We start from the raw sequence: 12,492 nt of genomic DNA on the forward strand, positions 1-12,492 counted from the left end.
ATGCATGGCCGGGCTCCTGCGGATGGACCCGCGAACACTTACGCCTTCTTGGCTTCCTTGCGGATGATGACTTCGTCGGAGTACTTCACGCCCTTGCCCTTGTAGGGCTCCGGCGGACGGAAACCGCGGATCTTGGCCGCGACTTCACCGACGCGCTGCTTGTCGGCGCCCTGCACCAGGATCTCGGTCTGGGTCGGGGTGACCAGGGTGATGCCTTCCGGCGCCTGGAACACGACCGGGTGCGAGAAGCCCAGCGACAGGCTCAGGTCCTTGCCCTGCATGGCGGCGCGGTAACCCACGCCGACCAGCTCGAGCTTGCGCTCGAAGCCCTCGGACACGCCCTTGACCATGTTGGCCAGGATGGCGCGGACGGTGCCGGTCAGCGGGACCAGCGACGGGTCGTTGGCCGACAGCACGGCGTTGCCGTCCTCGACGGCGATCTGCACGCCGGCCGGCTTGGCCAGCGACAGCGTGCCCTTCGGACCCTTGGCGCTGACGCTGGTGTCCTGGATGTTCAGTTCGACGCCCTTGGGCAGGGCGACCGGCTTCTTGGCTACGCGGGACATGGTCGTCGTACTCCTTCGATTAGGCCACGTAGCACAGGACTTCGCCGCCCACGCCGGCATTGCGCGCCTGCTTGTCGGTCATGATGCCCTGGGAGGTGGAGATGATGGCCACGCCGAGGCCGCCGAGGACCTTCGGCAGGTCGCTCTTGCCGCGGTACAGGCGCAGGCCCGAGCGCGAGGCGCGCTTGAGCTGCTCGATGACCGGACGGCCCTCGAAGTACTTCAGCACGATCTCGAGTTCGGCCTTGTTGTTCTCGGCCGGGACGACGCGCAGGTCGGCGATGTAGCCCTCGTCCTTCAGGACGGTGGCGATGGCGACCTTGATCTTGGAGGACGGCAGCTTCACCGTCGGCTTGCCTACAGCGGCCGCATTCTTGATGCGGACCAGCATGTCGGCGATGGGATCAGTCATGCTCATGAGTGGTTCCTTGAGTGCACCGATATCCGCTTTCGCGAAATCTGGATTGTGTCCCGGGAGAGGCCGGGGCCTTGCCTCAGCCCGGGCGGGCCGGGTGAAGCAGAAAATTATAGCGGATAAAACCGGCCTTGTGGGCCGGTTCCTCCGGGTAGTACCGGGACGGGGCGGCCGGGCCGCCCTGCCCTTCGCCTTACCAGCTGGCCTTGCGCAGGCCCGGCACGTCGCCGCGCATGGTGGCCTCGCGCAGCTTGTTGCGGCCCAGGCCGAACTTGCTGTAGACGCCGCGCGGACGGCCGGACAGCTCGCAGCGGTTGCGCTGGCGGCTCGGCGAGGAGTCGCGCGGCAGCTTCTGCAGCTTGGTCACCGCGTCGGCCTTCTCGTCGTACGACGCGGTCGGGCTCGCGATGACCTTCTTCAGGGCGTCGCGCTTGGCCGCGTACTTCTTGGCCAGCTTTTCCCGCTTCACGTCGCGGTTGACCATGGAGGTCTTTGCCATGTCTCTAACCCTTAGTTACGGAACGGGAACTTGAACGCCTCGAGCAGCGCCTTGGCTTCTGCGTCGGTCTTGGCGGTCGTGGTGATGGCGATATCCATGCCGCGGATCGCGTCGACGGCGTCGAAGTCGATCTCCGGGAAGATGATCTGCTCCTTCACGCCCATGTTGAAGTTGCCGCGGCCATCGAACGAACGGCCGGACACGCCACGGAAGTCGCGCACGCGCGGCAGCGAGACGCTGATCAGGCGGTCCAGGAACTCGAACATCTGGCGGCGGCGCAGGGTGACCTTGCAGCCGATCGGCCAGCCGTCGCGGATCTTGAACGACGCCACCGAGACGCGGGCCTTGGTGGTCACCGGCTTCTGGCCGGCGACCTTGGCCAGGTCGGCGACCGCGTTCTCCAGCACCTTCTTGTTGGCAGCCGCTTCGCCCACGCCCATGTTCAGCGTGATCTTGACGAGCTTGGGGACTTGCATCGGATTGGTGTAGCCGAACTTCTCCATGAGAGCCGGCACCACCTGTTCCTTGTAGATCTTTTCGAGCCGCGTGGTCATTGCTTCATTCCTCAGGCGTCGAGCGCCTCACCACTGGAGCGGAACACACGCAGTTTGCGTCCATCCTCCAGGACCTTGAAACCGATGCGCTCGCCCTTGCCGGTGGCGGGGTTGAGCGGCATGACGTTGGAAATGTGGATCGAAGCTTCGCGCTCGACCACGCCGCCGGCGACGCCCGCCTGCGGATTCGGCTTGGTGTGCCGCTTGACCAGGTTGATGTTGGACACGACCACACGGTCGCCGTCCACGCGCACCACCTCGCCCTGCTTGCCCTTGTCCTTGCCGGTCGTGACGACCACCTGGTCGCCCTTCTTGATACGGTTAGCCATGTCTGCTTCCTCCGCTCACAGCACTTCGGGTGCGAGCGAGACGATCTTCATGAACTTCTCGGAACGCAGCTCGCGGGTCACCGGTCCGAAGATACGGGTACCGATCGGCTCCTGCTTGTTGTTCAGCAGGACGGCAGCGTTGCCATCGAAGCGGATCAGCGAACCGTCAGCACGACGGACGCCCTTGCGGGTGCGGACCACGACGGCGTCGTAGACCTCGCCCTTCTTGACCTTGCCGCGCGGGATCGCGTCCTTGACGGTCACCTTGATGATGTCACCGATGCCCGCATAGCGACGCTTGGAGCCGCCGAGCACCTTGATGCACATCAGTTCCTTGGCGCCGGAGTTGTCGGCCACGTCGAGGTAGCTCTGCATCTGGATCATGATTCAGATCTCCCTTATTCGGCCGAGCGGGTGACGATTTCCACCACCCGCCAGTTCTTGGTCTTGGACAGCGGCGCGATTTCGGTCACGCGCACCACGTCGCCCTCGTTGCAGCTGTTGTCCGCATCGTGGGCGTGGAGCTTGGTCGAGCGCTTGATGTACTTGCCGTACAGGGCGTGCTTGACCTGACGCTCGACCAGGACGGTCACCGTCTTGTCCATCTTGTTGCTGACCACGCGGCCTTCGACCGTGCGCAGCGTCTTTTCGTTGTTGTCGCTCATCGCTGCGATCCCTTACTGGTTGCTGCCGAGCAGGGTCTTCACGCGAGCGATCTCGCGGCGCACCTGGCGGGTTTCGTGGGTCTTCGACTGCTGACCGGTCGCCCGCTGCATGCGCAGGGAGAACTGCTCCTTGCGCAGGTCCAGCAGGTGGGCCTTCAGCTCGTCGGCCGACTTTTCGCGGAGTTCGTTGATCGTAGCCATTAGCGCACCGTACGGGTCACGAAGGTGGTGGTGACCGAGAGCTTGGCCGCCGCCAGGCGGAACGCCTCGCGCGCCTGCTCCTCCGGCACACCCTCGATTTCATAGATCATGCGGCCGGGCTGGATCTGGGCCACCCAGTACTCGACGTTGCCCTTGCCCGAGCCCATGCGGACTTCGATCGGCTTCTGGGTGATCGGCTTGTCCGGGAACACGCGGATCCACATCTTGCCGCCACGCTTGACGTAACGGCTGATCGTGCGGCGGGCCGCCTCGATCTGGCGCGCGGTCAGGCGGCCGTGGGCGGTGGCCTTCAGGCCGTACTCGCCGAAGGAAACGGCGTTGGCGCTCCAGCTCAGGCCGTCGTTACGGCCCTTGAACTGCTTGCGGTACTTGGTTCGCTTGGGTTGCAACATCGCCGTTACCTCGCTTCACGTGCGGGACGGGAGGGACGCTCGCGGTCACCACGCTCGGGGCGCGGGCTGCTGGCTTCTTCCTGCTTCTCCTGTCCGACCTGGGCGAAGTCGAAGATCTCGCCCTTGTAGACCCATACCTTGATGCCGATCACGCCGTAGGTGGTGTGCGCCTCGGCGAAGCCGTAGTCGATGTCCGCGCGCAGGGTGTGCAGCGGCACGCGGCCTTCGCGGTACCACTCCGAGCGGGCGATCTCGGCGCCGTTGAGGCGACCGGCGACGTTGACCTTGATGCCCAGCGCGCCCAGGCGCATCGCGTTGCCGACGGCGCGCTTCATCGCGCGGCGGAACATGATGCGGCGCTCGAGCTGCTGCGCGATCGACTCGGCGACCAGCTGCGCGTCAAGCTCCGGCTTGCGGACCTCGGTCACGTTGATGTGCGCCGGGACGCCCATCAGCGCGCTGACTTCCTTGCGCAGCTTCTCGATGTCCTCGCCGCGCTTGCCGATCACCACGCCCGGGCGGGCGGTGTGGATCGTGACGCGCGCGGTCTTGGCCGGACGCTCGATCAGGATCTTGCTGATCCCGGCCTGCGCCAGCTTCTTGCGCAGCATCTCGCGCACCTTCAGGTCGGCCGCCAGGTATTGGGCGTACTCGCCCTTGTCGGCGTACCACTTGGAGTTCCAGTCCTTGGCGATGCCAAGACGGATGCCGATGGGGTGAACTTTGTGACCCATATTACTTGCCCTCTCCCACGACGACGGTGATGTGGCTGGTCCGCTTCAGGATGCGGGTGCCGCGGCCCTTCGCACGCGCCATGAAGCGCTTCAGCGTCGGACCTTCGTCGACCATGATGGTCTTGACCTTGAGCGCGTCGACGTCGGCGCCCTGGTTGTTCTCGGCGTTGGCGATCGCCGACTCCACCACCTTCTTGATCAGGGCGGCGGCCTTCTTGTCGGAGAACTTCAGCAGGTTGACGGCGCGTTCGGCCGGCAGGCCACGCACCTGGTCGGCGACCAGGCGGGCCTTCTGCGGGGAGATGCGCGCGGTGCGCAGGATGGCTTTCGCTTCCATGGTCATCTCTCCTTACTTCGACTTCTTGTCGCCGCCGTGACCCTTGAAGGTCCGGGTGACGGCGAACTCGCCGAGCTTGTGGCCGACCATGTTCTCGTTCACGAGGACCGGGACATGGTTCTTGCCGTTGTGCACGGCGATGGTGAAACCCACCATTTCAGGCAGGATCATGGAACGGCGCGACCAGGTCTTGATCGGCTTTTTTGTACCGCCCGCAGCCTCCACCTTCTTGACCAGGTGGTGATCGACGAACGGGCCTTTCTTGAGGGAACGTGGCATGGTCGATTAGCCCCTACGATCACGGACGATGAACTGCTGGGTGCGCTTGTTGCTGCGCGTCTTGTAACCCTTGGTCGGCACGCCCCACGGGGTGACCGGATGCGGGTTGCCCTGGCCGGCCTTGGCCTCGCCGCCACCGTGCGGGTGGTCGACCGGGTTCATGGCCGCGCCGCGGACGGTCGGCTTGACGCCGCGCCAGCGCTTGGCGCCGGCCTTGCCCAGCTTCTCCAGGTTGTGCTCGTCGTTGCCGACCTCGCCGATGGTGGCGCGGCACTCGGCCGGCACCTTGCGCATCTCGCCCGAACGCAGGCGCAGCAGCGCGTAGGTACCCTCGCGGGCGACCAGCTGCACGCCGGCGCCGGCGGCGCGGGCGATCTGCGCGCCCTTGCCCGGCTTGAGCTCGATGCAATGCACCGTGGTGCCGACCGGGATGTTGCGCAGCGGCAGGGTGTTGCCGGCCTTGATCGGCGCATCCGAACCCGCGATAACCTGGTCGCCGGCCTTCAGGCCCTTCGGCGCGATGATGTAGCGGCGCTCGCCGTCGGCGTAGCACAGCAGGGCGATGTGCGCGGTGCGGTTCGGGTCGTACTCGATCCGCTCGACGCGCGCGACGATGCCTTCCTTGTTCCGCTTGAAGTCGATCAGGCGGTAGTGCTGCTTGTGGCCGCCGCCGACGTGGCGGGTGGTGATGCGGCCGTGGTGGTTGCGACCACCGGACTTGCTCTGCTTCTCGATCAGCGCGGCGTGCGGAGCACCCTTGTGCAGGTCGGGCGTGACCACGCGGACCGCGGAACGGCGGCCGGCAGAGGTGGGCTTGAACTTCATCAATGGCATGGGTTTACCCTCAGGCCTTGGCGGACACGTCGATGCTCTGGCCGTCGGCCAGGCGCACGTACGCCTTACGCCAGTCGCCGCGGCGACCGGAACGGAAGCGGAAGGACTTGTTCTTGCCCTTCACGTTGACGACGTTGACCGACTCGACCTTGACGTCGAACAGCTGCTCCACGGCGGCCTTGACGTCGGCCTTGGTGGCGTCGTTCGAAACTTCGAACACGTACTGGTTGCTGACTTCCTGCAGGCGCGCGGTCTTCTCGGAGACGCGCGGTGCAAGCAGCACGCTGAAAACTTTCTCGTTGGTGCTCATGCCAGCCACTCCTCGACCTTCTTGACCGCATCGGCGGTGATCAGCACGGAATCGGCGCCGACCAGGGCGACCGGATCCAGGCCCTGCACGTCGCGGACCTGCACGTACGGCAGGTTGCGGGCCGACAGGAACAGGTTCTCCGAGGCGTCCTCGGTGACGATCAGCGGGCGCTTGCCCAGCTCGAAACCGGCCAGCTTCTCGACCAGCGCGCTGGTCTTGACCGCCTCGACGTCGAACGAATCGACGACCTTCAGCCGGCCCTGGCGGTTGAGCTCGGACAGGATCGAGCTGATCGCCGCGCGGTACATCTTGCGGTTGACCTTCTGCGCGAAGCTGCGCGGCTTGGCCGCGAAGGTCACGCCGCCGCCGACGAAGATCGGAGCCGTCAGCGCGCCATGACGCGCGCCGCCGCCCTTCTGCTTCTTCGACTTCTTGGTGGTGCCGGCGACCTCGGCGCGGGTCTTCTGCGCCTTGGTGCCGGCGCGACCGGCGTTGCGGTAGGCGACCACGACCTGGTGGACCAGGTCCTGGCTGAATTCGCGGCCGAACACTTCGTCGGAGACCGACAGGGTGTTGGCGCTACCCGTAATGGTGAGTTCCATCGTGTTTCTCCTTACGCCTTGCTCGCCGGGCGCACGACCACGTCGCCACCCGGGGCACCCGGGACGGCGCCGCGGACGGCGATCAGGCCGCGCTCGGCATCGACGCGAACCACTTCCAGGTTCTGCGCGCTCTGGACCTCGGCACCCATGTGGCCGGACATCTTCTTGCCCGGGAACACGCGACCCGGCGTCTGGCGCTGACCGATGGAGCCCGGCGAGCGGTGCGACAGCGAGTTGCCGTGGGTGGCGTCGCCCATGGTGAAGTTGTGGCGCTTGATCGTGCCCTGGAAGCCCTTGCCCTTGGTCACGCCCTGGACGTCGACGATCTGGCCGACCTCGAAGATGTCGGCCTTGATCTCGCCACCAACGGCGAAGTCACCGAGCTTGTCGTCGGCGACGCGGAACTCCCACAGGCCACGGCCGGCCTCGACCTTGGCCTTGGCGTAGTGCCCGGCCAGCGGCTTGTTGACCAGCGCGGCGCGGCGGGTACCGGCCGTCACCTGGACGGCGCTGTAGCCATCGGCCTCGACGGTCTTGATCTGGGTGATGCGGTTCGGGGTGGCCTCGATCAGCGTCACCGGGATGGAACGGCCATCGTCGGTGAACACGCGGCTCATGCCGGCCTTGCGGCCGACCAGACCCAACGAATACTTCTTCGTCATGTCGGCAGTCCTCAGGCGAGCTTGATCTGGACGTCGACGCCAGCCGCGAGTTCGAGCTTCATCAGCGCGTCCACGGTCTTGTCGTTGGGGTCGACGATGTCGAGCACGCGCTTGTGCGTGCGGGTCTCGTACTGGTCGCGCGCATCCTTGTCGGCATGCGGGGAGACGAGAACGGTGTAACGTTCGATCTTGGTCGGCAGCGGGATCGGGCCACGCACCTGCGCGCCGGTCCTCTTGGCCGTCTCGACGATCTCGCTGGCCGAACGGTCGATCAAACGGTGATCGAACGCCTTGAGCCGAATCCGGATCTTTTGGTCCGCCATGACGGAGTTCCTTCGTTAAAAGAGCGACGGGCGCGGCCTCTGGGATGCCTGCCCCGGTATAGGTTCCTGGCTCGCCCGGCCGAGGTTGTCGGCGGGCGGGTGCTGGCCGGCGGCCAACCCCAAAAGCGCGGGCAGACCAGCAAGCCGGTCTGCCCAGACGGAAAAGTATAGAACGCGTAAACAGGCGCGTCAACAGCCTGTGAGGCTGCCACGCGCGGTACGTCACGCGACCCTTCCCTGTCCGGCGAACACGAGGCACGTCCTGTGCCTCTTTTCGCTGTAGGGCCGCCACCCACCCAGGGAGTGGCGACCGTAAACTACTGAATTACTTGATGATCTTGGCCACCACGCCGGCGCCGACGGTACGGCCGCCCTCGCGGATCGCGAAGCGCAGGCCCTCGTCCATCGCCACCGGGTTGATCAGCGTGACCACCATCTTCACGTTGTCGCCCGGCATCACCATCTCCACACCCTCCGGCAGCTGAACCGCGCCGGTGATGTCGGTGGTGCGGAAGTAGAACTGCGGACGGTAACCCTTGAAGAACGGGGTGTGACGGCCGCCCTCTTCCTTCGACAGCACGTACACCTCGGCCTCGAACTCGGTGTGCGGGGTGATCGAACCGGGCTTGGCCAGCACCTGGCCGCGCTCCACGTCGTCACGCTTGGTGCCGCGCAGCAGCAGGCCCGCATTGTCGCCCGCCTGGCCCTGGTCCAGCAGCTTGCGGAACATCTCCACGCCGGTGACCGTGGTCTTCTGCGTCGGACGGATGCCCACGATCTCGATTTCGTCGCCCACCTTGATGATGCCGCGCTCGATACGGCCGGTCACCACGGTGCCGCGGCCCGAGATCGAGAACACGTCTTCCACCGGCATCAGGAACGGCTTGTCCACGTCGCGCTCCGGCAGCGGGATCCAGCTGTCCAGCGCTTCCACCAGCTTCAGGATCGACGGCACACCAATGTCCGACTGGTCGCCTTCCAGCGCCAGGCGCGCCGAACCGGCAATGATCGGGGTGTCGTCGCCCGGGAACTCGTACTTGCTCAGCAGCTCGCGGACTTCCATCTCCACCAGCTCCAGCAGCTCGGCGTCGTCCACCATGTCGGCCTTGTTCAGGAACACCACGATGTACGGCACGCCCACCTGGCGCGACAGCAGGATGTGCTCGCGCGTCTGCGGCATCGGGCCGTCAGCGGCCGAGCACACCAGGATCGCGCCGTCCATCTGCGCCGCACCGGTGATCATGTTCTTCACGTAGTCGGCGTGGCCCGGGCAGTCCACGTGCGCGTAGTGGCGCGTGGCCGATTCGTATTCCACGTGCGCCGTCGAAATCGTAATGCCGCGCGCCTTCTCTTCCGGCGCCGCGTCGATCGCGTCGTACGCCTTGAACTCGCCGCCAAAACGCTCCGCGCCGATCTTCGTCAGCGCCGCCGTCAGCGTCGTCTTGCCGTGGTCCACGTGACCGATCGTGCCCACGTTCACGTGGGGCTTGGTGCGCTCGAACTTACCCTTGGCCATTGTCTATGCCTCTTTAACTGGATTTTCTTGAGAAGTGCGGCCACGGATGGCCGCTTCTTGATTTGCTTTTGCGCCCACGGATGGGCGCACAAGTCACGCCTTCTTGACCACCGTCTCGGCGATGTTGTTCGGCGCTTCCTCGTAGTGGTCGAACTCCATCGAGAAGGTCGCGCGGCCCTGGCTCATCGAGCGCAGCGAGGTCGCGTAGCCGAACATCTCGCCCAGCGGGATCATCGCGTTGATGATCTTGCCCGACGGGCTGTCGTCCTGGCCCTGCAGCACGCCGCGGCGGCGGCTCACGTCGCCCATCACGTCGCCCAGGTAGTCCTCCGGGCTGACGATCTCGACCTTCATGATCGGCTCCAGCAGCACCGGCTTGGCCTTGGCGAAGCCCTGCTTGAACGCCATCGAGGCGGCCAGCTTGAACGCCATTTCCGAGGAGTCGACGTCGTGGTACGAGCCGAACACCAGCTTGGCCTTCACGCCCACCACCGGGAAGCCGGCCAGTGGGCCGCTGGTGATGGTCTCGCGCATGCCCTTCTCGACCGACGGGATGAATTCCTTCGGGATCACGCCACCGCTGATCTCGTTGACGAACAGGAAGTCGTCCTTGATGTCGGCCGCGTACTTCTCGCGGTCCGCATCGCTGATCGGCGACAGCTCGATCACGACATGGCCGTACTGGCCCTTGCCGCCCGACTGCTTGGCGTGCTTGTAGTCCGACTTGACGTCGCTCAGGCGGATGGTCTCGCGGTAGGCGACCTGCGGCTTGCCGACGTTGGCCTCGACGTTGAACTCGCGCTTCATGCGGTCAACGATGATGTCCAGGTGCAGCTCGCCCATGCCCGAGATGATCGTCTGGCCCGACTCCTCGTCGGTCTTGACGCGGAACGAGGGATCTTCCTGGGCCAGGCGGCTCAGGGCGTTGCCCATCTTCTCCTGGTCGGACTTGGTCTTCGGCTCGACCGCCATCGAGATCACCGGCTCCGGGAACGCCATGCGCTCCAGGACGATCGGCGCATCCTGCGAGCACAGGGTGTCGCCGGTGGTGACGTCCTTCAGGCCCACCGCGGCGGCGATGTCGCCGGCCAGCACTTCCTTGATCTCATCGCGGTTGTTGGAGTGCATCTGCAGCAGGCGGCCGATGCGCTCCTTCTTGCCCTTGACCGAGTTCAGCACGGCATCACCGGCGTTCAGGGTGCCCGAGTAGACGCGGAAGAAGGTCAGCGAGCCGACGAACGGGTCGGTCATGATCTTGAACGCCAGCGCCGAGAACGGGGCCTTGTCGCTGGACTCGCGGGTCAGCTCCTTGGTCTCGTCGTCGACGTCCACGCCCTTCACCGCCGGCACGTCCACCGGCGACGGCAGCAGGCTGACCACGCCGTCCAGCATGGCCTGCACGCCCTTGTTCTTGAACGCCGAGCCGCAGAACATCGGCACGATCTCGGTGGCCAGGGTGCGCGCGCGCAGGCCGCCGATGATCTCCTCCTCGGTGAGGTCGCCCTCCTCGAGGTACTTGTTCATCAGCTCTTCGTTGGCCTCGGCCGCGGACTCGACCATGAACGCGCGCTCTTCCTCGGCCTGGGCCTGCAGCTCGGCCGGGATCTCGCGGTATTCGAAGTTCAGGCCCTGCGAGGCGACATCCCAGTGGATGGCCTTCATCTTGAGCAGGTCGACCACGCCCTCGAAGCCGTCCTCGGCGCCGATCGGCACCTGCATCGGCACCGGCACGGCGCCCAGGCGCGACTTCAGCTGGTCGCGGACCTTGTAGAAGTTGGCGCCGGTGCGGTCCATCTTGTTGACGAACGCGATGCGCGGCACGTGGTACTTGTTGGCCTGGCGCCACACGGTCTCCGACTGCGGCTGCACGCCGCCGACCGCGCACAGCACGAACACCGCGCCGTCGAGCACGCGCAGCGAACGCTCGACCTCGATGGTGAAGTCGACGTGCCCGGGGGTGTCGATGATGTTGAAGCGGTGCTCCGGCAGGGACTTGTCCATGCCCTTCCAGAACGCGGTCGTGGCGGCGGACTGGATCGTGATGCCACGCTCCTGCTCCTGCTCCATCCAGTCCATGGTCGCGGCGCCGTCGTGCACTTCACCGATCTTGTGGCTCTTGCCGGTGTAGAACAGGATGCGCTCGGACGTCGTGGTCTTGCCGGCATCGATGTGGGCCATGATGCCGAAGTTGCGGTAACGCTCGATGGGAGTGGTGCGGGCCACGGGAGCCTCTCGTTTGCTTTTGGCTTTTCGGATGACGGAGCGGCGCACGGCGCCGGCTTCCGTGGGACGGGGGCGCGGAGACGCCGCGCCGCCCGGGCTGGTCGCGGTACGGGCCCGGTCACGGGCCCGGCCGGATCACCAGCGGTAGTGGGCGAAGGCCTTGTTGGCCTCGGCCATGCGGTGCGTCTCTTCGCGCTTCTTGATGGCGCCGCCGCGGTTCTCCGAGGCGTCGATCAGCTCGGCGGCCAGCTTGCGGGCCATCGTGTTCTCGCCGCGCTTGCGGGCCGAGTCGATCAGCCAGCGCATGGACAGGGCCAGACGGCGGGACGAACGCACTTCGACCGGCACCTGGTAGGTGGCGCCGCCGACGCGACGCGACTTGACCTCGACCGACGGAGAAACGTTGTCCAGCGCCTTCTGTACCAGCTCGATGGCGTTGGGGTTCTTCTCGCCGATGACGTCCATCGCGTCGTACACGATGTTCTCGGCGATCGACTTCTTGCCGCTCTTCATCACCATGTTGATGAAGCGGGCGATGGTCTCGCTCCCGTGCTTCGGATCGGGAAGGACGGCGCGCTGGGGGGTGGAACCTTTACGGGACATGTCGGGCTTCCTCGATTAGCTCTTCGGGCGCTTGGCGCCGTACTTCGAACGGCCCTGGCGACGCTTGGTCACGCCAGCGGCATCCAGCGAGCCACGGACGGTGTGGTAACGCACACCCGGCAGGTCCTTGACTCGGCCACCGCGGATCAGGACGACCGAGTGCTCCTGCAGGTTGTGGCCTTCGCCACCGATGTACGAGATGACCTCGTAACCGTTGGTCAGGCGCACCTTGGCAACCTTGCGCAGGGCCGAGTTCGGCTTCTTCGGGGTGGTGGTGTAGACGCGCGTGCAGACGCCACGGCGCTGCGGGCACTTCTCGAGCGCCGGCGAGGCACTCTTGTAGGTCTCTGCCTGCCGCGGCTTGCGGACCAGCTGGTTGATTGTCGCCATTGGTAAGGTTCTTCTGCTTGGGGCCCCGCACAGGAGG

21 protein-coding genes are annotated in these 12,492 nt (G+C 65.8%); all 21 read right to left on the reverse strand.

Translation table 11 applies throughout. The features are described from left to right. Window positions 1-38: 38 nt before the first annotated feature. On the reverse strand, window positions 39-566 hold the full coding sequence (gene rplF / locus WQ53_RS03670; RefSeq protein WP_052630527.1) for a 50S ribosomal protein L6: 528 nt from the start codon (window positions 564-566) through the stop codon (window positions 39-41). Between the two features lie 19 nt (window positions 567-585). Further along, window positions 586-984 carry a 30S ribosomal protein S8 gene (gene rpsH, locus WQ53_RS03675; RefSeq protein WP_052630528.1) on the reverse strand — a complete coding sequence of 133 codons (399 nt, stop codon included), beginning with the start codon at window positions 982-984 and terminating at the stop codon, window positions 586-588. A gap of 190 nt (window positions 985-1,174) precedes the next feature. Beyond that, window positions 1,175-1,480, reverse strand: a complete 306-nt coding sequence (gene rpsN, locus WQ53_RS03680; RefSeq protein WP_052630529.1) for a 30S ribosomal protein S14 — start codon at window positions 1,478-1,480, stop codon at window positions 1,175-1,177. A gap of 11 nt (window positions 1,481-1,491) precedes the next feature. Continuing rightward, window positions 1,492-2,034 carry a 50S ribosomal protein L5 gene (gene rplE, locus WQ53_RS03685; RefSeq protein WP_052630532.1) on the reverse strand — a complete coding sequence of 181 codons (543 nt, stop codon included), beginning with the start codon at window positions 2,032-2,034 and terminating at the stop codon, window positions 1,492-1,494. A gap of 11 nt (window positions 2,035-2,045) precedes the next feature. Then, the gene (rplX, locus tag WQ53_RS03690) at window positions 2,046-2,363 is read right to left on the reverse strand and encodes a 50S ribosomal protein L24 (protein ID WP_052630534.1); all 318 of its coding nucleotides are present in this window, start codon (window positions 2,361-2,363) and stop codon (window positions 2,046-2,048) included. A gap of 15 nt (window positions 2,364-2,378) precedes the next feature. Continuing rightward, a complete protein-coding gene (gene rplN / locus WQ53_RS03695; RefSeq protein ID WP_052630536.1) occupies window positions 2,379-2,747 on the reverse strand; it encodes a 50S ribosomal protein L14 in 369 nt (122 codons plus the stop codon). A 14-nt stretch (window positions 2,748-2,761) separates the two neighbouring features. Continuing rightward, window positions 2,762-3,028, reverse strand: coding sequence for a 30S ribosomal protein S17 (gene rpsQ, locus WQ53_RS03700; RefSeq protein ID WP_052630539.1), 267 nt, complete (start codon window positions 3,026-3,028; stop codon window positions 2,762-2,764). Between the two features lie 12 nt (window positions 3,029-3,040). Next, entirely contained in the window at window positions 3,041-3,229 is a 189-nt protein-coding gene (rpmC, locus tag WQ53_RS03705) for a 50S ribosomal protein L29 (protein ID WP_052630541.1), read from the reverse strand. Then, window positions 3,229-3,642, reverse strand: a complete 414-nt coding sequence (rplP, locus tag WQ53_RS03710; protein ID WP_052630544.1) for a 50S ribosomal protein L16 — start codon at window positions 3,640-3,642, stop codon at window positions 3,229-3,231. Before rplP ends, rpmC begins: the two co-directional genes overlap by 1 nt. A 5-nt stretch (window positions 3,643-3,647) precedes the next feature. Continuing rightward, entirely contained in the window at window positions 3,648-4,376 is a 729-nt protein-coding gene (gene rpsC / locus WQ53_RS03715; RefSeq protein ID WP_052630546.1) for a 30S ribosomal protein S3, read from the reverse strand. Window position 4,377: 1 nt separating this feature from the next. Beyond that, window positions 4,378-4,713, reverse strand: a complete 336-nt coding sequence (gene rplV / locus WQ53_RS03720; protein ID WP_028918209.1) for a 50S ribosomal protein L22 — start codon at window positions 4,711-4,713, stop codon at window positions 4,378-4,380. Window positions 4,714-4,725: 12 nt separating this feature from the next. After that, complete coding sequence (gene rpsS, locus WQ53_RS03725; RefSeq protein WP_052630548.1) at window positions 4,726-4,992, reverse strand: 30S ribosomal protein S19; 267 nt, start codon at window positions 4,990-4,992, stop codon at window positions 4,726-4,728. A 6-nt stretch (window positions 4,993-4,998) separates the two neighbouring features. Further along, window positions 4,999-5,826, reverse strand: coding sequence for a 50S ribosomal protein L2 (gene rplB, locus WQ53_RS03730; protein ID WP_052630550.1), 828 nt, complete (start codon window positions 5,824-5,826; stop codon window positions 4,999-5,001). Between the two features lie 10 nt (window positions 5,827-5,836). Then, the gene (gene rplW / locus WQ53_RS03735; protein WP_013535994.1) at window positions 5,837-6,136 is read right to left on the reverse strand and encodes a 50S ribosomal protein L23; all 300 of its coding nucleotides are present in this window, start codon (window positions 6,134-6,136) and stop codon (window positions 5,837-5,839) included. Next, entirely contained in the window at window positions 6,133-6,738 is a 606-nt protein-coding gene (gene rplD, locus WQ53_RS03740) for a 50S ribosomal protein L4 (RefSeq protein WP_052630552.1), read from the reverse strand. The genes rplW and rplD overlap by 4 nt, the downstream gene beginning before the upstream one ends. Before the next feature lie 11 nt (window positions 6,739-6,749). Beyond that, on the reverse strand, window positions 6,750-7,400 hold the full coding sequence (rplC, locus tag WQ53_RS03745; protein WP_052630554.1) for a 50S ribosomal protein L3: 651 nt from the start codon (window positions 7,398-7,400) through the stop codon (window positions 6,750-6,752). 11 nt (window positions 7,401-7,411) lie between these two features. Next, window positions 7,412-7,723 carry a 30S ribosomal protein S10 gene (rpsJ, locus tag WQ53_RS03750; RefSeq protein WP_052630556.1) on the reverse strand — a complete coding sequence of 104 codons (312 nt, stop codon included), beginning with the start codon at window positions 7,721-7,723 and terminating at the stop codon, window positions 7,412-7,414. Between the two features lie 325 nt (window positions 7,724-8,048). Then, entirely contained in the window at window positions 8,049-9,239 is a 1,191-nt protein-coding gene (gene tuf / locus WQ53_RS03755; RefSeq protein ID WP_052630558.1) for an elongation factor Tu, read from the reverse strand. Window positions 9,240-9,332: 93 nt separating this feature from the next. Further along, window positions 9,333-11,462: an elongation factor G gene (gene fusA / locus WQ53_RS03760; protein WP_052630560.1), complete on the reverse strand. Its 2,130-nt coding sequence runs from the start codon at window positions 11,460-11,462 to the stop codon at window positions 9,333-9,335. A gap of 135 nt (window positions 11,463-11,597) precedes the next feature. Then, a complete protein-coding gene (gene rpsG / locus WQ53_RS03765) occupies window positions 11,598-12,065 on the reverse strand; it encodes a 30S ribosomal protein S7 (RefSeq protein ID WP_052630561.1) in 468 nt (155 codons plus the stop codon). A 15-nt stretch (window positions 12,066-12,080) separates the two neighbouring features. Then, a complete protein-coding gene (gene rpsL, locus WQ53_RS03770) occupies window positions 12,081-12,455 on the reverse strand; it encodes a 30S ribosomal protein S12 (protein ID WP_013536001.1) in 375 nt (124 codons plus the stop codon). Window positions 12,456-12,492 lie beyond the last annotated feature (37 nt).

Origin of the sequence: Pseudoxanthomonas suwonensis, assembly GCF_000972865.1 — a bacterium.
GTDB classification, from domain to species: domain Bacteria; phylum Pseudomonadota; class Gammaproteobacteria; order Xanthomonadales; family Xanthomonadaceae; genus Pseudoxanthomonas; species Pseudoxanthomonas suwonensis_B.